The sequence below is a fragment of the Pseudomonas sp. S3_B11 genome (assembly GCF_054667715.1).
The window spans coordinates 4,021,731-4,040,245 of the sequence record NZ_CP162749.1; the positions used below are offsets into that span (position 1 = coordinate 4,021,731).

17 protein-coding genes are annotated in these 18,515 nt (G+C 62.2%); 5 read left to right on the forward strand and 12 right to left on the reverse strand.

Annotation, left to right across the window (positions count from 1 at the left end; translation table 11 throughout):
• The first annotated feature begins 7 nt into the window (after positions 1-7).
• Positions 8-505 (forward strand): transcription elongation factor GreB, encoded by a 498-nt coding sequence (gene greB, locus AB4O22_RS18040; RefSeq protein ID WP_003199337.1) that lies wholly within the window; start codon positions 8-10, stop codon positions 503-505.
• 8 nt (positions 506-513) lie between these two features.
• Here the strand turns inward: greB and AB4O22_RS18045 are convergent, their stop codons facing one another.
• The 3 genes from AB4O22_RS18045 to AB4O22_RS18055 form a co-directional block, all read right to left on the reverse strand.
• Positions 514-822: a hypothetical protein gene (locus tag AB4O22_RS18045; RefSeq protein ID WP_024618163.1), complete on the reverse strand. Its 309-nt coding sequence runs from the start codon at positions 820-822 to the stop codon at positions 514-516.
• A gap of 691 nt (positions 823-1,513) precedes the next feature.
• A complete protein-coding gene (locus tag AB4O22_RS18050; RefSeq protein ID WP_003199333.1) occupies positions 1,514-1,948 on the reverse strand; it encodes a DoxX family protein in 435 nt (144 codons plus the stop codon).
• A gap of 100 nt (positions 1,949-2,048) precedes the next feature.
• Complete coding sequence (locus tag AB4O22_RS18055; protein WP_223473105.1) at positions 2,049-3,470, reverse strand: MltF family protein; 1,422 nt, start codon at positions 3,468-3,470, stop codon at positions 2,049-2,051.
• A gap of 237 nt (positions 3,471-3,707) precedes the next feature.
• Between AB4O22_RS18055 and AB4O22_RS18060 the strand changes: the two genes are divergently transcribed.
• The 3 genes from AB4O22_RS18060 to AB4O22_RS18070 all read left to right on the forward strand — a co-directional run bounded on the left by AB4O22_RS18060 (position 3,708) and on the right by AB4O22_RS18070 (position 6,653).
• Positions 3,708-4,514: a TatD family hydrolase gene (locus AB4O22_RS18060; protein ID WP_003199328.1), complete on the forward strand. Its 807-nt coding sequence runs from the start codon at positions 3,708-3,710 to the stop codon at positions 4,512-4,514.
• Positions 4,515-4,655: 141 nt separating this feature from the next.
• A complete protein-coding gene (locus AB4O22_RS18065; RefSeq protein ID WP_460096887.1) occupies positions 4,656-6,137 on the forward strand; it encodes a methyl-accepting chemotaxis protein in 1,482 nt (493 codons plus the stop codon).
• 141 nt (positions 6,138-6,278) lie between these two features.
• The gene (locus AB4O22_RS18070; RefSeq protein ID WP_223473102.1) at positions 6,279-6,653 is read left to right on the forward strand and encodes a terminase; all 375 of its coding nucleotides are present in this window, start codon (positions 6,279-6,281) and stop codon (positions 6,651-6,653) included.
• An 11-nt stretch (positions 6,654-6,664) separates the two neighbouring features.
• Here the strand turns inward: AB4O22_RS18070 and AB4O22_RS18075 are convergent, their stop codons facing one another.
• The 3 genes from AB4O22_RS18075 to AB4O22_RS18085 form a co-directional block, all read right to left on the reverse strand.
• Positions 6,665-7,462 carry an acyl-CoA thioesterase gene (locus AB4O22_RS18075; RefSeq protein WP_027912702.1) on the reverse strand — a complete coding sequence of 266 codons (798 nt, stop codon included), beginning with the start codon at positions 7,460-7,462 and terminating at the stop codon, positions 6,665-6,667.
• A gap of 245 nt (positions 7,463-7,707) precedes the next feature.
• Positions 7,708-8,469 carry a CHAD domain-containing protein gene (locus tag AB4O22_RS18080; protein WP_003199320.1) on the reverse strand — a complete coding sequence of 254 codons (762 nt, stop codon included), beginning with the start codon at positions 8,467-8,469 and terminating at the stop codon, positions 7,708-7,710.
• A 106-nt stretch (positions 8,470-8,575) separates the two neighbouring features.
• The gene (locus AB4O22_RS18085) at positions 8,576-8,866 is read right to left on the reverse strand and encodes a hypothetical protein (protein WP_003199317.1); all 291 of its coding nucleotides are present in this window, start codon (positions 8,864-8,866) and stop codon (positions 8,576-8,578) included.
• 207 nt (positions 8,867-9,073) lie between these two features.
• On the opposite strand from AB4O22_RS18085, the gene AB4O22_RS18090 reads away from it, so the two are divergent.
• A complete protein-coding gene (locus AB4O22_RS18090) occupies positions 9,074-10,111 on the forward strand; it encodes a patatin-like phospholipase family protein (protein ID WP_003199314.1) in 1,038 nt (345 codons plus the stop codon).
• A 117-nt stretch (positions 10,112-10,228) separates the two neighbouring features.
• On the opposite strand, the gene AB4O22_RS18095 is transcribed toward AB4O22_RS18090, so the two are convergent.
• The 6 genes from AB4O22_RS18095 to kdpF form a co-directional block, all read right to left on the reverse strand.
• Positions 10,229-10,927 carry a response regulator gene (locus tag AB4O22_RS18095; protein ID WP_013692569.1) on the reverse strand — a complete coding sequence of 233 codons (699 nt, stop codon included), beginning with the start codon at positions 10,925-10,927 and terminating at the stop codon, positions 10,229-10,231.
• Between the two features lie 64 nt (positions 10,928-10,991).
• Entirely contained in the window at positions 10,992-13,643 is a 2,652-nt protein-coding gene (locus AB4O22_RS18100; RefSeq protein ID WP_460096888.1) for a DUF4118 domain-containing protein, read from the reverse strand.
• A gap of 236 nt (positions 13,644-13,879) precedes the next feature.
• Positions 13,880-14,425, reverse strand: coding sequence for a potassium-transporting ATPase subunit KdpC (kdpC, locus tag AB4O22_RS18105; RefSeq protein ID WP_003199308.1), 546 nt, complete (start codon positions 14,423-14,425; stop codon positions 13,880-13,882).
• Between the two features lie 93 nt (positions 14,426-14,518).
• Positions 14,519-16,573 (reverse strand): potassium-transporting ATPase subunit KdpB, encoded by a 2,055-nt coding sequence (gene kdpB / locus AB4O22_RS18110; RefSeq protein ID WP_460096889.1) that lies wholly within the window; start codon positions 16,571-16,573, stop codon positions 14,519-14,521.
• An 11-nt stretch (positions 16,574-16,584) separates the two neighbouring features.
• The gene (kdpA, locus tag AB4O22_RS18115) at positions 16,585-18,279 is read right to left on the reverse strand and encodes a potassium-transporting ATPase subunit KdpA (RefSeq protein ID WP_460096891.1); all 1,695 of its coding nucleotides are present in this window, start codon (positions 18,277-18,279) and stop codon (positions 16,585-16,587) included.
• Positions 18,280-18,287: 8 nt separating this feature from the next.
• Entirely contained in the window at positions 18,288-18,377 is a 90-nt protein-coding gene (gene kdpF, locus AB4O22_RS18120; protein ID WP_032833236.1) for a K(+)-transporting ATPase subunit F, read from the reverse strand.
• Positions 18,378-18,515 lie beyond the last annotated feature (138 nt).

The window sequence follows — 18,515 nt, forward strand, 5'->3', positions numbered from 1 at the left end:
AGTTGCCATGAGCCGTTATCGCCCACCCCGCACCGCCGGCACCGCGCTGATCACCCCCGAGGGTGAAGCGCGGATGCGCGCTGAATTCCATGAGCTGTGGCATGTGCGCCGTCCCCAGGTGACCCAGGCGGTCAGCGAGGCGGCGGCCCAGGGTGATCGTTCGGAAAACGCCGAATACACCTACGGCAAGAAAATGCTGCGGGAAATCGACAGTCGCGTGCGCTTCCTCACCAAGCGCCTTGAAGCGCTTAAAGTGGTCAGTGAAAAACCCAGCGATCCGAACAAGGTGTACTTCGGTGCCTGGGTGACGGTCGAAGATGAGGATGGCAAGGAATCACGCTATCGCATCGTCGGCCCGGACGAGCTGGACCTGAAGCAGAACCTGATCAGTATCGACTCACCGTTGGCACGGGCCCTGATCGGCAAGGCCCTGGACGCCGAGGTCAGCGTCCAGACGCCTACCGGCGAGAAACGGGTCTACATCGTGGACATCGCGTACCCGTAATCCTCGCCTCAGCGGCGCGTGATCAATCCCTGCCGGGCCACACGGGTCAACTGCCGGATCATTTCAGGAGCGTCCGCCGCACTGGGGGACTGGATGACGGCCAGATCGAAACTGTCATTGGCGAACCGGGCCAGTGACTCGCCGTCTTCGACAAACTGGATCAGGAAAGCTGCGGGCCCATGGTTACGACGTGGCCAGCCGTCGAGATAGCGCAAGAGCGTTGGCTGGTGAGTGCCGCCCAGGAGAATTTTCGGATTGCGTTGCACAAGGTTCGCCGTGATCGGCGCAAGACGTACTAGGGGGCTGGGTGCGTTCATCGTGTCGTGTCTCTGCCTCAAAAGTCTGCATGGCAGGTGAGAGGCAACACCGAACCAGCGCTTTAGCGGTATTTCGAAGCCTTGTCTTCGGCTTCTATCGGCGACTGGATTGAGTCACCTGGCGCCCCGCAAGTAGCTGTTTAAATCGGCGCATGAGCGGCATCCTAGAGAAGCTGACTGGCCAGTGTCAAGAATCACTCTCCATAAAAAGGCCCGTAGAAGACAGTAATGCTGTTTTCTGATTATCTGTTCCGAGAGGTGTGGGTTGGTGTGTATATCCGTTGCTGCGGTAACGGCGACTTAGGGTTCCGCCCTTACGGCGGGTCACTTTTGGAAAAGCGCCCAAAAGCACTTTGCCCCACCACTCGGCACCTCGCCTAGGCTCGGTGTGCCCGCACTCCGGCATCTTTGGGGCTGAGCCACCGCTATCGCGAGCAAGCTCGCTCCCACACAGAATCTCCAGTGGACACAAAATTATGTCCGACACAAAACCACTGTGGGAGCGAGCTTGCTCGCGATGAGGCCGGCACATCCAACATCACCGCAAACTGACACACCGCCTTCGCGAGCAAGCTTTGCTCCCACAGCCAAAACAACAAAACCAAAAAAACGGCGCTTTCCCATTTCTGGAAGAAGCGCCGCTTTTTCGAAGTGAACAGCATCACGTACAAGACGGGTTCCAATCGTGCAATCAACCCGCGATGGCGCGATCGACCGACAGCTTGCCCGCCCCTTCGATCAGCACGGCAATACTGCCCGCCAGCAACGCCAGGGCAAACTCATAACCGTTGTTGGCCATGAACAAGCCGTTACCGATGTGCACGGAGAAAATCGCCACCAGCGACAGAAAGGCCAGGCCCAGTGCCGCAGGACGCGCCAGCAAACCGATGATCAGCGCCAGGCCGGCGAAAAACTCGGTGCCGCCCGCCAGTGTCGCCATCACGTAGCCCGGGGTCAGGCCGATGCTTTCCATCCACTGCGCGGTACCTGCCAAGCCGTAGCCACCGAACAGGCCGAAGAGTTTCTGCGAGCCATGGGCGGCGAAAATGATGCCGACAGCGATGCGCAGGACAGTCAGGCCGTAGCCAGCGCGGGTAAACAAGACTTTATTGATCAACGAGCTCATGCGGGTTCATCCCTAGGTATGTGGTTGTTGGTCGCTATATTAATCAAAAAAACCTGTACCAAAAGCGCAAAAAATGCGAGATACAAATCGAATTTATCGATTATTTTCGCTGGGCGACCTTTTGATCTCCAGGCTCCAGCGACTCTCGCTCACGATCAAACGCCAAGTAGTACTTATTGACACTATTAACGTAGCTGACGGCGCCCATTCCTACCTGCTCCATGGCAATGCGCTCGACCTGGAAAAACCACTGGTTGGGGTTCAGTCCCCGCCGCCGGGCCTCGGCTCGCATACCTTGGACGCGCTCGGGGCCCATGTTGTAGGCGGCCAGGACGAAGGCCATGCGCTCGCGCTCGTTGAGCTTGGGGCTGGCAAAGAACTTGCGGCGGATGAGGGCCAGGTACTTGGCGCCAGCCTGCACATTGGCATCCAGGTTCTGGATGTTATCGACTCCGACGCGCTGAGCCGCCGATGGGGTGATCTGCATCAGGCCGGTGGGGCCTGTGCCGCTGCGGGCGTTGGGTTGCAGGGCTGATTCCTTGAACGCCAGGGCTGCCAGGTTGAGCCAGTCCATGCCTTGGGCATCGGCATGTTTTTGCAGCACCGGGCGCAGTTTTTCCAGGCGTTGGCGATCAGCCCGGGCCAGCGGATAGTGGACCTGGTACAAACGACGGTAAATGCGCAGGAATGCCGCGTCCTCGTTGGCGGGCACCTTGTAGGTCGCCAGGAATCGATCGATGCTCGCCCGCAGCATGGCAGCGTCACGGCGAACGAACCAATACTCGTCACTCGGCTCGCCGATCAGCACCTGACGGTCGAAGCGCAACTTGGGCAGGATCTTGCTCCAGCGCTCGGCGATGGGCTGCTCGACGATGGTCAAATGGAAAATCCCACCCTGGACCATTTCCAGGACATCCTCCACAGCCAGGGTGGGATCAACCCATTCGACCTTCACCGACGGCAGCTTGAGCAGCGCCAGTTTCTGGTTGATCTGGCTCACGGCGTCCCCCGCCGCGCTGCCGTTGGGCAGGGCCAGGGTCTTGCCGGAAAGTTGCTCCACACGGGTGTAGCGCTTCTCGCCCTTGATACCCACCAGCAGCAACGGCACGCCGGTACGGATCGGATCGCTGGCGCTGACCGCATGGCCGGCCTGCAGCTCGAGCAACTCACCCGGCGCTACCAGGTCGCCCTCCCCGCGCTGCAAGGCGCCAAGCAACTGGTCCTTGGCCATGGGGATGATCTTGAGGGTGATTTCCTGGCCATCCCGGGCGTGGCCGTTGAGGTATTGCTCGAAGGCTCGCAGCCGATGGTATTCGACACCAATGGGCTGGCCCTGGACTTCACCGGAGCTGTTGCGGCTCTGGTTGACCAAAACCTTCAACACCCGGCTACTGCGAATTTGCGCCAGGTCGCGCACCGTGCCCGGCGCCACTGCCTGCACCGGCCCAGGCAGCCGCGCTTCGGCCGGCATTGGCAACAACAGCGAACAACACAACAGTAGCAATACCTGGGGACGTGTCATCCACTCTCCGGAAGGAATACTGCGGACCGCCTCCCTTGAAAAAACGAGGCTGAGTCGACAGAAACAGAGCGCCTGGGGCGCTGAAAAAGTGCGGAAGACTGGCACAGTGATGGCTTTTATACCAACCCGATGTGTCTCGCGGCCTTAACAGACAGCCTCAACTCGTTGTAGTTCTTGGCTTTTCTTATAAATCTACAGCTCTGATATGCTTTCCAGCCTTTGGGCCGAGGTAGCACCATGCAACTCATCGATATCGGCGTCAACCTGACCAACCCCAGTTTCGCCGACAAACATCAGGCGGTGCTCGAGCGCGCCTATGAATCCGGAGTCTGCCAACTGGTCTTGACCGGCACCAGTATCGAGGGCAGCGAACAGGCTCTGGAACTGTGTCAACACCTCGACGACACTGGCGAGCGACTGTTTTCCACCGCCGGCATTCACCCTCACAGTGCCAGCGAGTGGACCGCCGACAGCGCCCGGCACCTCAAGGATCTGCTGATGCACAGCCGCGTGCGCGCGGTGGGCGAATGCGGGCTGGATTTCAACCGGGACTTCTCTCCCCGACCGCAACAGGAAAAGGTCCTGGAAGAACACCTCGCCTTGGCGGTCCAGTTGCAATTGCCGGTGTTCCTGCATGAACGCGATGCCGATCAGCGCTTGCTGGACATCCTCCGGGATTTTCGCGATCAGTTGCCAGCAGCCGTGGTGCATTGCTTTACCGGTGAAAAGAAGGCGTTGTTCAGTTATCTCGACCTGGACCTGCACATCGGCATCACTGGCTGGATCTGTGACGAACGCCGGGGCACGCACCTGCACCCGTTGGTGCGCGAAATTCCCCGCGGTCGGCTGATGCTCGAAAGCGACGCGCCGTACCTGCTGCCTCGCACGCTGCGGCCAAAACCCAAGAATGGCCGCAACGAACCGGCCTACCTGACGGAGGTCCTGCGCGAAGTGGCCTTGCACCGGGGCGAAACCCAGGAAGACCTGGCAGCCCACAGCACCGCCTGCGCCCGGGCGTTTTTTGGTTTACCCACAATATCCTGAACCCTGCAGATCCCTGTGGGCCCACATCAAAACCCTGGGGTCGATGTTGTCTGTTGACCCATATCAAAATCCCGTCACCTGAGTAGCGGCAGAATAATGGCACCTTGCCAATGCTGTTTCCGCTATCAGAGAAGACCTTCCATGGGTGCCTGGCTTAGCAATATCTCGCTGAAATACAAATTCTGGGCGGTCAATGCGGTCGCCTTTGTCACCACCTTGCTGCTGGTGCTCTACGCGGTGCACCTCGAACAGCAGGCGCGCAACCACGCGGCCCAGGCGAACGCCCAGGCCCAGGCGCACCTGCTTGATGCCTGGCCTGCCGGAACGCCTTTGCCCAAGGTCGACTATCTCCTGGCATTCCAGCGCGACCAGATTCCTGTTCTCAACGAACAACCGCTGCCTTCGCTGGCCCAGGCCAACGGCTGGGTCGAACTCGACACCGGGCTGCTGTTTGGCGACGACCCGCTGCTGGGCGCCCAAGTGGTCCGTCGAGGTGACGGCCGACAACTCGCCGTGTTGGCCCAAGGTGTGAGCCTGAGCCAAGTGTTCGGTGAACGCTTCAGCCATTACGCCGTGGCCGTGTTCGTGTTGATGCTGGCGATGCTGGGCGCCTCGCAGCTGTTGATCCGTTTTTTGCTCAGCCAGCTCAACACGCTCAAAGACGTGATGCTGCATGTGGAAAAAACCGGTGACCTGTCCGCGCGCGTGCCCCTGGCCTGCGAGGACGAAGTGGGCCAGATGGCGGCGGCGTTCAACGCCATGCAGGCCGGTTATCAACGGGTGGTCGACACCGTAGCCAGCACCGCCCGGCAGCTGGACAGTGGTGCGGCGCGCCTGGCGTCGAGCATGAACGATGTTCGCCACGGCATGCTCGGCCAGCAAAGCGAAACCGATCAGGCGGCCACGGCGATCAACGAAATGTCCGCCACGGTTTATCACATCGCCCAGCATGCCGGCGCCACCCGCGACCTGTCGAAAACCGCCGACACCCTGGCCGGCAACGGTCACGAAGTGGTCGCCCGGGTGCAACAGTCGATCACCGGGTTGTCTTCGGGTGTGCAACAGACGGCCGAAATGATCCAGCGCCTGGCCGAAGACAGCCAGAAGATCAATGGCGTGGTCAGTGTGATCCACAGCATCGCCGAACAGACCAATCTGCTGGCCCTGAACGCGGCCATTGAAGCCGCACGGGCCGGGGAAATGGGCCGAGGCTTTGCCGTGGTGGCCGACGAAGTGCGTAACCTGGCCAAGCGAGTCCAGACCTCCACGGACGAAATCACCACCATGGTTTCGGCCCTGCAAGCCGGGACCCGGGACGCGGTGGACTTCATGCAGGAGAGTTCGCTCAAGGCCGACGATTGCGTGCAACAGGCCCGCGAGGCCGGTGACGCGTTGGCACAGATCACCGCAGCGGTGGCGCAAATGCGCGAAAGCAACACCCAGATCGCTGTCGCGGCCGAACAGCAAAGCCATGTCGCCGAGGAAATGAACCGGGCGGTGGTGAGTATTCGCGACGTGACCGAAAACACCGTGCGCCAAACCGTCGACTCAGCCACCACCAGCCATGAACTGGCGACGTTGGCGGGCGAGTTGAGCAAGGCGATTGGGCAGTTGAAACTGTAGAACACTGGCTTGCCCGAGTTTCCCCTTGCCACAACAGCAAACTGTATGGCCACCTATCGCTTCGATAGCCAACCGCCATTCGCCGCCCCACCCGACCGGACCTATCCTTGGATTATTCAGCTTCATTCAAGGAACAGCATCATGGGCAAACGTCACCCCAACCTTCCCGCCTGGCAATGGCGCGCCTACCCAGACAATCATCGGCACCCCACCAACCTGGTGTTGCACCTGATTGCCGTGCCGCTGTTCATCATCGCGTTTCTGCTGATTGCGTCGGGGGTGTTCAGCTTGAGCCTGGGCGATATCGCCATCGGCATCATCGGCCTGCTCGCGGCACTCGGCTTGCAACGTCACGGACACAGCCTGGAGGCCCAGGCCTCCGAGCCGTTCAGCGATCGCAAGGATGCCGTGTCACGCCTGCTGGTGGAACAGTTCCTGACTTTCCCACGGTTCTTTCTCAGCGGTGGCTGGTGGCGCGCCTGGCGGGAGCGCCACCGTCACAACCGCAAGCCTTGACCGGAGCAGCCTTACCCAAAGATCGTGACCGTCTGCCGGCTCAGGGCGATCAAGCGACCATCGGCGCTCCAGAACTTCGCGGCGACATGGCCGTAGCCGTCCTGGGCGTGCTCAATCTCGGCCAGGTACTTGCACCAGTCCAGTGTCGTGAGCTCCAGCAGCGGCTGGACGAACTCGATGGTCCAAGTGAGCGTACTGCCCGGGGCCATTTGCGTGAGGTGAGGCAATAAGGCTGGAGGCCAGGCATCGACCAAGGCCAGGATGTGGCTTTCGTTCAGCGGTTCCTCTTTCACGTCCCCGCGCAAACGCACCCAACCGCCCATGCTCCGGGACTTGTTGCCGCTGAATGGCAAGCCGCCAACGCTCCAGCGCATCGCCAGGTGCCGCATGAATTCCGGGGTCATGCCTTTGACATAAGGCAGCTCCTGGCATTGCTCCACGCTTTTGAATTCTGGCGCGGGATCGGCCTGCACCGCCACCACGGATGAGCGCGATGCACCGAAGCTGCCTTGCACCACGGTCACCACCTGGCCGTTCTGCACCGCGCGCCCCAACACCTGGCTGACTGCCTTGCCTTCACGCAATACGTCGACTTCGAAACTGACAGGCACGTCGGGTTCGACCGGGCCGACAAAGGTGATCGCCAGCGAGCGCACCGGGCGATCCGCCGGCACTTGGGCACGCATCGCCTCATATTGCAGTGCCGCCACCAACCCGCCAAAACTGGCCCGCCCCTGGCCCCATTCAGGCGCGATGCTCACCGCACCTGGCTGCCGGCGCACGGCATCGATCAAATCGGAAAAGCGCATGACGACCTCGAAAACAGGGAAAAGGATGAAGGGATCTTAACCAGCCCGGGCTGGCGGCACAGGGCTCATTCCGGCCAAAGAGACTGACAGAAAAGCCGCAGTCTTTGAATTCCCCCCAAACCAATGTGGGAGCGAGCTTGCTCGCGATAGCGGTGTATCAGTCAATCTGTACGCGAACTGATCCACCGCTATCGCGAGCAAGCTCGCTCCCACAGAGGGGAAGTCCCACAGGGGATGTGCTGGGTTCAGGATTTTTCGAAGCAACTGGCAATCAGCTTGTCGAGCACCTTGTCGGACTTGGCCTCGGCCTTTTCCATCGCGGCGTGCCAGGTTGGCACACAAGCGTGCAGATCGGTTTCTTCCTTGGCCCTGGCCAGCCATTGCCAGCAATCGTGCCAGTCACCCAGCGCGGCCTGGGCGGACTTGAGCCGGGGCATGGCCGCTTCGGGCAGGCGGTCGAGTTCAGGGTAGGCTTCGATGGCGTAGCGCACGCGCTTGATCAGCAGGCGCAATCGATGGCGGTCATGGGCCGGATCACGCAGGGCTTCGCCGAGCGTCTTCCACTGTTTGTCCAGGCGCTTTTCGATGCGCTTGCGCAAGCCCTTCAGCAACCCCTCACGCTGGGCGGCGCGAATGAAGCGCGGGAAGGCATCGAGGATCATCAGCAACTGCGCCAGTTCAACACTCGCGGCCACGGCGGGATAAGCCTCGGCCATTTGCACCTGGCGTCGCCGCGCCGCCTCGGCCTGGCCATGCTGCTCCAGGTAAGCGGCCAACACTTCCCGGTCGCGCAAGGGCGTGGTCAGGGTGCCGACCGCCGAAGCAGCCGTTTCCAGCTGTTCGACGCCGGGCAACCCACGCAATGGTCGAAGCAGGCTGCGCAAACGGCGAACCGTGGTCCGCAGGTCATGCAGCGCTTCGCTGTCGGTATGGGCATTCAAGCGGGCCTGACAGGCCAACAGGCGGACTTCCAGGCCCAGTATCCGGGCCACCAGCCGATCGATCATGGACGTACTCCGTACACAGCGTTGAGCGTCAAGCCGCAAGCTACCAGTGAAAAACGATTCTGCGTCCTTCCCTTGTAGCTTGCAGTTGATTGCTTGTCGCTGCCTTTTATCGTCCGGCGCGGGACTCGCGAATGTAGAAACGCGCCTTCTCGGCTTTCTTGGCGCAGCCTTCGAACGCTTCGAATTGCTGCTGGGTCTTGGCGCCCGTCAGCAGGGACAGGGCCTTGGAGTAGCTGACGGTGCCGGCAAAACCTTCGGCCTTGGCCAGGTCCAGTTCATGCCAGGCACTGTCGAGCTGGCTGCCACAACTGTCGCGGTAAGCGGTTTTGCCTGCGCAACCGGCCAGGGCCAAAACCATCAAAGAAGCCACCAAGGGCAGGCGGATCCGGGCTTTCATCAATAACACCTCAAGTCAGGTCAACAGTCGTGCTATTAAGACGGTGGCAACGGCGAAAAGTGCCTTGCTTGACCGCGTAAATTCAAGTGTGGCCGAGCATACGCAAATGCCGCCACGGCGTGTCAAAAAACGACGCGTGCGCCACAACGATTGAGCCAAGTCGTCGATGGGTGCATTGTTGAAATCTGTTCGACAAGAGGCCGGGTCATGACAAAACGTGTCGCATTGGTATTGGGTTCGGGTGGCGCCCGGGGCTATGCCCATATCGGGGTGATCGAAGAAATCGAACGACGTGGCTACGACATTGCTTGCATCGCCGGTTGTTCCATGGGCGCGGTCGTGGGGGGGATTTATGCGGCGGGCAAGCTTGAGGAGTACCGCAACTGGATCGAAAGCCTGGATTATCTGGACGTCCTGCGCCTGGTCGACGTCAGTTTTCGCCTGGGGGCGATCCGTGGCGAAAAGGTCTTCGGGCAGATCCGCAAGATCGTCGGCGAAATCAACATTGAACAATTGCGCATCCCCTACACCGCCGTCGCGACCGACCTGACCAACCAGCAGGAAATCTGGTTCCAGGAAGGTTGCCTGCATCAGGCAATGCGCGCCTCGGCGGCGATTCCCAGCCTGTTCACGCCCGTGATGCAAGGCAACCGCATGTTGGTGGATGGCGGCCTGCTCAACCCATTGCCGATCGTGCCGGTGGTGTCGAGCCACTGCGACCTGATCATCGCGGTCAACCTCAACGCCACCAATCAGAAACAATATCGGTTACCGGTGATCCCGCGCCCCGCCGCGTTCCGGCGGCGCTTCGACACCCTGGTCAGTTCCCTGGGGTCGCGCCTGCCGTTTCGCCGCAAGCAGGCCGAGCAGCTGTTGCTGCTGGAGCAGGAAGCCTTGAAGGCCGAAGCCGCTGACATCAACCCGTGGATCGACTCGGCCGAGCCCGAAGGCCAACAACCGGCCGCCGCGCCAGAGAACGAAGGCGCACCGAAATCCGCCACCGGCTCGTTCATCATCGATAACGTCGGCCCGGCGTCGTTGCTGGATTTGATCAACCAGAGTTTCGAAGTGATGCAGACCTCGCTGGCCCAGTACAAGATCGCCGGTTACCCGCCGGATGTGCTGATCAACGTGCCAAAACGGGTGTGCCGGTTCTTCGAGTTCTACAAGGCGCCGGAGCTGATCGCGTTGGGGCGGGAGATTGCCAGCGATACTTTGGATCGGTACGAGAGCGACCAGAACTGAGAGATATCGAGTGGCTGTTCGGGCCTCTTCGCGAGCAAGCTCGCTCCCACATTGATCTGCAGTGAACCCTGTGGGAGCGAGCTTGCTCGCGATGGCGGCAGCCCTGACAACACCAGACTAAAGCCCACCCTCCCCCAACAACCGATACCCCACCCCCGCCTCGGTCACAATGAACCGCGGTCGGGTCGGGTCGTCGGCCAGTTTCTGGCGCAGGTGGCCGACCACGATCCGCAGGTAGTGACTGTCTTCGGTGTGGGTCGGGCCCCAGATGTCCTTGAGCAGTTGCTGCTGGGTAATGACCCGACCCGGGTGCCGCGCCAGCTGCGCCAGCACGGCGTACTCCTTGCGAGTCAGGGCCACTTCGGTGTCGTCCAGCAGCACCCGTCGATACGCCAGGTCCACCGTCAGCGGGCCGAACTTCAGCGCGGCTTCCTGAGGCTCGCCTGCCGGGGCCTGGCGCAACAAGGCGCGAACGCGGGCGAGAAATTCCTGGATGCCGAACGGCTTGGTCACATAATCGTTGGCACCGTTGTCCAGCGCCTCGACCTTCTGCGCTTCGCTGGCCCTCACCGAGAGCACCAGCACCGGCACCGTCGACCATTGGCGAAACTCGCGCAACACCTGCTGGCCGTCCATGTCCGGCAAGCCCAGGTCGAGCACCAGCAGATCGGGTTTGTTCAGCGCCGCTTGGGCAAGCCCTTCAGCGCCAGTGCCGGCTTCCAGCACCTTGTAGCCTTGGGAACTCAGGCTGATGCGCAGGAATTTGCGGATCTGCGGCTCGTCATCGATGACCAAAAGGGTCGCGGTCTGGCTCATGGGGTTCGTTCGTTGCACTCAGGTGGAAAGGCAAGCAGGTGGGACGAGAGTAACCCAGCGCCGCTCAAGCTTCATCGTCCATGCCCGGTTGTGCCTGCAAGGGCAGGTGCAACGTGATGCAGGTGCCGCGTCCGTCGAGACCATCGGCCACGCTGATTCGCCCGCCATGGGCACCGACCATGCCCTGGCAGATGGCCAATCCCAACCCCGTGCCCTGCCCGCCCCGATCGCCGCGCGCGGCGGTGTAGAACATGTCGAAGATTTTCTCCCGTTCTTCTTGAGGGATTCCTGGGCCTTCATCGGCGACGGCAAAAAACACTTCGCCGTCCGTCGTACCTGCGCTCAGCAGCAGCCGCCCGCGGAGCGGAGAAAAACGTGCGGCGTTTTCCAGCACGTTCACCAAGGCCTGCTCGATCAGCGCCGCATGGACATACAGCAAAGGCAGGTCAGCAGGCACCTCGACGCCGACCGCCAGCGGCGCCAACACCGCCCGCAAGCGGTTCAGTGCGCTGCCGACGATATCGGCCGGCGACACCCAGTCCCGCGCCAGCTTCAGGGCGCCGTGGCCAAGACGGGTCATGTCCAGCAGGTTCTGGATGTAGCGATCCAGCCGCTCGGCCTCATCGCGAGTGCCTTCGAGCAGTTCGCGACGATCGGCCAGTGGGATCGCCTCCCCCAGCGCCAGCAGGCTGTCGATGCTGCCGCGCATGGACGTCAGCGGCGTGCGCAAGTCATGGGACACCGAAGCCAGCAAGGCGCTGCGCAGTTGCTCGGTTTCACCGTGCAGGCGCGCCGCTTCCAGGTCCTGGGCCAGTTGCGCCCGCGCCAACGCCTGGGCCAATGGTTGGCTGAGGGCCGCCAGTAAACGCCGACGCTGGCCGCTCAACGGCTTGCCTTCGTTCGGGCACACACCCAGCAATCCCAGTGGCCCGCCTTCCGCCGACAGCGGCCACCACCACCAGCGTCCGGATGGCAACGTCCCGGTGCCGGCACCGGCGGGCTGGTCGTGCTGCCAGGCCCAGTCGGCCGCCGCACGTTCGGCCTCGGTGAATGTCAACGGCTCGCCGGTCTCGACCTTCCAATCGCTCTGGCCGTCGCGATTGAGCAGGCAAAGCTGCAAGTCGTGCAGGCCGTTGAGGTGCTGCGCGGCGGCGCTGATCACCGCCTGGCGGTCGGTGGCGGCAGTGAGTTTGCGCGACAGGTCGAGCAGTTCGCCGGTTTCCTGCTGGGTGTCGCGCAGGGCCTGCAACTGGCGACGCTGGCGAGCGGCAAGGTTGCCGGTCAGGGCGGCCATGAGCAGGAAAAACACCAGGGTCAGCACGTCTTCTTCGCGCTGGATGGTGAAGGAAAAATTCGGCGGGATGAACAGGAAGTCATAGGCCAGGAACGACAGCGCCGCGCAGGCCAGCGCCGGGCCAAGGCTGCTGCGTACCGCCACCAGCAACACCGCCATCAGGAACACCAGGGAGATATTGGGCAGCGCCAGCCATCCCGAGATCCCCCAGGCCAATGCGCTGGCCGCCACGGTCGCCGTCAGCGCCAGCACGTAGTCGAACCCGGTCTGGACCGCGCTCGAACGCATTTGGGCGGGACGGGGCTGTTCATCGCTGTCCAGCACGTTGATTTCCAGTCCCCGGGCATCGCGCAACAAGCGTGAAGCCAAGCCACCGCCGAACAACCGTCGCCGCAAACGCGGCCGGGACTGGCCCACCAGCAGTAGCGTGGCGCGACGTTCGGTGGCGTGCTGGATCAAGGTCTTGGCGACTTCGCCGGCCCGCAACAGCACCACTTCGCCGCCGAGACGTTCAGCCAGCTGCTGGGCATTTTGCAGGTACTGTCGCGATGACTCGTCGTGCGCGACGCCGCTGTCTACGTGGACCAGGCTCCACGGCAGATGCCGGCGCTGGGCGACGCGGCTGGCGTGACGCACCAGACGTTCGGCCTGCACGTCGGCGCCCACCCCCACCAGCAATCGTCCGCGCACCGCCGGCGCGGCCTGGCCCAGTTGCCGATAACCCTGGGCCAGGTCGTTGTCCACCTGGGCGGCGGCGGTCTGCATGGCCAGTTCACGCAGCGCGGTCAGGTTGGTCTGGGTGAAAAACGCATCGATCGCCGCTCGCGCCTGCTCCGGCACATAGACCTTGCCATCACGCAGGCGCTCCAGCAGCTCGCGTGATGGCAGGTCGATCAACAGCAGTTCATCGGCTTCCTGCAAGACCCAGTCCGGCAGCGTCTCGCGCACCTGCACACCGGTGATGCCGCGCACCTGGTCGTTGAGGCTTTCCAGGTGCTGGACATTGACGGTCGTGTAGACATCGATACCTGCGGCGAGCAGTTCCTGAATGTCTTGCCAGCGTTTGGCATGACGACTGCCGGGGGCGTTGCTGTGGGCCAGTTCGTCCACCAGCACCAAGGCCGGGCGGGCCGCGAGCAGGCCGTCGAGGTCCATTTCTTCGAGCATGACGCCGCGATATTCCGAACGCACCAACGATTGCTGTACCAGGCCGCCGAGCAGTGCTTCGGTTTCGGCACGACCGTGGGTTTCCACCACTCCGGCGACGACTTTCACGCCTTGACGCAGTTGGGTGTGGGCCGCTTGCAGCATGGCGTAGGTCTTGCCGACACCGGGCGCCGCACCCAGGAAGACCTTGAGCCGGCCACGGTCGTTGCGGGGCAGATTGGCTAACAGTGCGTCGGCGCGGCCGGAGTCGCTCATGGCGTGGAAATCTCTTTCAAATATTGATCAAACACCCTGTGGGGAGTCGGACCTGTGGGAGCAAAGCTTATGGGAAGTGGACCTGTGGGAGCAAAGCTAGCTCGCGATCAAGGCGACACTGTTCAACGGATGGACCGCTATCGTTCATCGCGAGCAAGCTTTGCTCCCACAGGCTTTGCTACAGCGGGCTTTTACTGCAGCAAGCTTTGCTCCCACAGGCGCCACTCCCACGGGTTTCACAGTTTTTCCAGGGCCAGGTTCAGCGCCAGCACATTCACCACTGGCGGGCCCACCAAGGATTGCTCAGTGTTGTCGTCGAGCAGTTGCTGCAAGGTCGAGGCCGGCAGGTTGCGCGCGGCGGCGACACGCGCCAGTTGATAGGCAATCGCCGCCGGAGGCAAGTGCGGATCCAGCCCACTGGCGGAGGTGGTCAGCAATGCCAGCGGCACCGGGCCCTGGCCGGGCACCTGGAGTTTTTGGGCGTCTTCGATTACCCGCGAGGCCAGGGCCGGATTGCTCGGGGAAAAGTTGCTGGCGCCGCTGGCGACCGTGGCGAAGGCACCAGCCGATGGCCGTGGATGAAACCAGGCATCGCCGGTGAAATCCTGGGCGATCAGCGTCGAGCCACGAACCTTGCCGGCCGCATCGACGATCAGGCTGCCATTGGCCTGGGCGGGAAAGGCGACTTGCGCCACGCCAGTGACCACCAGTGGGTACGCGACACCGGTGATCAGGGTCATCAGTAGTAACAGGCTCAAGGCCGGGCGAATCAGAGTGGACATTTCAAAATCCTCGAATTGAAGTAAATCCAGTGTTCAAAGCCTGTGGGAGTCACCTTGTGGGAGCAAAGCTTGCTCCCACAAGAAACGGCGAACTCAAACCAGCTTCAACGCCGTCAGCAACATATCGATCGCCTTGATCCCCACGAACGGCACCGCGATCCCACCCAGGCCATAGATCAACAGATTGCGTCGCAACAGCGCCGCAGCACTTGCCGCTTGCACTCGTACACCGCGCAGGGCCAGGGGGATCAGTACGACGATGATCAAGGCGTTGAATACGATGGCCGACAGGATCGCGCTCTGCGGACTACTCAGGTGCATGATGTTCAACACTCCGAGCTGTGGATAAATCGAAGCGAACAGCGCCGGCAGGATCGCGAAGTACTTGGCGATGTCGTTGGCGATGGAAAAGGTGGTCAGTGCACCACGGGTCACCAGCAGTTCCTTGCCGATCTGCACCACATCGAGCAATTTGGTCGGGTCGCTGTCGAGGTCGACCATGTTGGCCGCCTCCCGCGCGGCCTGGGTGCCGTCGTTCATCGCCATGCCGACATCGGCCTGGGCCAGGGCCGGGGCGTCGTTGGCACCGTCGCCGCACATGGCCACCAGCCGACCGTCATTTTGCTCATGACGGATACGCGCCAGTTTTTTCTCCGGCGTGGCCTCTGCCAGCACGTCATCGACACCGGCCTCGGCGGCAATCGCCGCGGCGGTCAACGGGTTGTCGCCGGTGACCATCACCGTGCGGATCCCCAGCTTGCGCAGCTCGGCAAAGCGCTCGCGAATGCCCGGCTTGACCACGTCCTTGAGATGGATGGCCCCCAGCAACCGGCCGTCCATGCAAACCAGCAGCGGTGTGCCGCCACTCTGGGCGATCTTGTCGACCTCCCGCGCCAATGCCTGCGGCAACTCATTGCGTGCAAGGCCGATGAAATCCAGCAACGAGTCCACGGCGCCCTTGCGGTAGATGCGGCCCTGATAGTCGACCCCGGACAAACGGGTTTCAGCACTGAACGGCACGGCCGCCAGCGCTTCGACGCCAGGCTCAGACTGTGGATGCAAACCTCGCAGGTACTCGACGATGGACTTACCCTCGGCGGTGTCGTCAGCCAACGAGGCGAACAGCGCGCCTTCGGCCAGTTCCTTGGCACTCACACCAGGGGCGGTATAGACCGCTGTACAACGACGATTGCCAAAGGTGATGGTGCCGGTCTTGTCCAGCATCAGCACATGCACGTCCCCCGCCGCCTCGACCGCACGGCCGGATTTGGCGATCACGTTCAGGCGCACCAACCGGTCCATCCCGGCGATGCCGATGGCCGACAGCAGCCCGCCGATGGTGGTGGGAATCAAGGTGACCAGCAGCGCTACCAGAAACACCAGCGGCAGGTTGGCGTTGGCGAAATGGGCGAACGGTTGCAGCGTCACCACCACCAACAGGAAGATCAGCGTCAGGCCGATCAACAGGATATCCAGCGCCACCTCGTTCGGCGTTTTCTGGCGCTTGGCGCCTTCGACCAGGGCGATCATGCGGTCCAGTGTGGACTCACCGGGATTGCTGGTAATGCGCACCAGCAGCCAGTCGGAGACCAGCCGCGTATTGCCGGTGACGGCCGAGCGATCGCCGCCGGACTCGCGGATGACCGGTGCCGATTCGCCGGTGATCGCCGCCTCGTTGACCGCGGCGATGCCTTCGATCACTTCACCGTCGCCGGGGATCATGTCGCCGGCCTCGACGCGCACCACATCACCTTTGCGCAGACGGGTGGCAGGGATGATTTCAAAACCGCTGTCGGTCTGGCGACGTGCGTTGAGGCCCTCGCTGCCGGCCTTGAGGCTGTCAGCGCGGGCCTTGCCACGACCTTCGGCCAACGCTTCGGCGAAGTTGGCGAACAGCACGGTAAACCACAGCCACAGCGCAATTTGCGCAGCGACAAAGGTCGGCACGGCGTTGTCGGGAATGAAGCACAACACGGTGGTGAGGATCGCGGTCAGCTCTACCACCAGCATCACCGGGGCGCGGTGCAATTGACGCGGGTCGAGCTTGACGAAAGCTTGCACCAGCGCTGGCCGCCACAGGGCCGAGATTGCGGTTTTCGGTTGCTCCGGCGCCTTGGCGACGACGGTTTTGCTCATCGGCATATTCATTTTCATATCCCTCAGAAGCCCAGGCTCAAGTGTTCAGCAATCGGCCCCAGGGCCAGGGTCGGCAGGAAGGTCAAGCCGCCCACCAGCAGGATGGTCACGGTCAACAAGGTCACGAACAACGGGCCGTGGGTGGGGAAGCTGTTCTGGCCAATCGGCGCGGTCTTCTTCAAGGCCAGGCTGCCGGCCAACGCCAGCACTGGCAGGATGTAGCCGAATCGGCCGATCAACATGCCCAGGCCCAGCATCAGGTTGTGGAAAGCTGTGTTGGCGCCGAACCCGGCAAATGCCGAACCGTTGTTCGCTCCCGCCGAGGTGTAGGCGTACAACAACTGGCTGAAACCGTGGGCACCCGGGTTGCTCACCGCTGCGGCCGGGCCGGGCAGACTTGCGGCGACGGCACCCAGCACCAGCACGCTGACAGGCATCACCAGCAGGGTTGCCACCAACAGTTGCACTTCCCGAGCGCCCAGCTTCTTGCCCAGGTATTCCGGGGTGCGACCGATCATCAAGCCGGCCAGGAACACTGCGATCAGCACGTTCAACAGCATCCCGTAGAGCCCGGCCCCGACGCCGCCGAAGATCACTTCACCGACCATCATGTTCACCAGCGCAACCATACCGCTGAGCGGATTGAGGCTGTCATGCATGCCGTTGACCGAGCCGTTGGACGCTGCCGTGGTGGTCACCGACCACAGCACCGTGGCGGTGGTGCCAAAGCGTGCTTCCTTGCCTTCCAGCGGCGCGGTTTGCTCGACGGCTGGATTGTCCAAGGCAGGGTTGGGCTGGTATTCGGCCCACAGCGACGTGGCACCGCCGATCAGGAACAGGGCAAGCATGCAGGCGATGATTGCCCGGCTCTGGCGCAGGTCCTTGACGTAATGGCCGAAGGTGAACACCAGCGCGACGGGAATCAGGATGATCGAAGCGACTTCGAACAGGTTGCTCCAGGCAGTCGGGTTTTCGAACGGATGCGCCGAGTTGACGCCGAAGAAACCGCCACCGTTGGTGCCCAGCTGCTTGATCGCGATCTGGCTGGCGGCCGGACCCAACGGGATGACCTGGTCAGCGCCCTGCAGCGTGACCCCGTGCACATAGTGCGCAAAGGTCTGCGGCACGCCCTGCCAGACCAGGAACAATGCCAGCAGCAGGCACAACGGCAACAGCCCGTAGAGAGTGGCCCGGGTCATGTCGACCCAGAAGTTACCCAACGTTGCGGCGGACTTGCGCCCGATGCCGCGACACAGTGCCACGAGCACGGCCAGGCCGGTGGCGGCGCTGACGAAGTTCTGCACGGTCAGGCCGACCATCTGGCTCAGGTAGCTTAGGGACGCTTCACCGCTGTAGGACTGCCAGTTGGTGTTGGTCATGAAACTCACGGCCGTGTTGAAAGCCTGGGTCCACTCCATGCCGGGCAATTGTTCGGTATTGAGCGGCAGATATCCCTGCAGCAGGAGAATGGAGAACAGCAACACAAAACCCGCCAGGTTGAACGCGAGCAAGGCCAGGGTGTATTTCTGCCAGCTCTGCTCAGCGGTGGAATCGACACCGGCCAGGCGATAGCAACCGCGCTCCACCGGGCCGAGGATCGGCGAAAGCCAAGTGCGCTGGCCTTCCATCACCCGGTAGTAAAAACGCCCCAGAAACGGTGCCGGAATCAGCACCAGGGCGAAAAAGGCGAGGACCAGCCCATAGTCATAACCGTGCATAGCCGCTCCTAGTTCCGATCTGCGCGCAATAGCGCAACCAGCAGATAAATGAACAGCGCCCCTGCCAGCAGCAGCGACACCCCGTCCAGAACACTCATGGGATTTCTCCGTGGTACGGCGTCGTGCCGTGTGTGGAGTGATTGTCGGTAGGAAGGCTGTAAAGGAACGAGATCGAGAGCCGGGCTGGGGGGTAAAGAATCCGTAAAAAGTGTTGGCTGGGCAGGCCTCATCGCGAG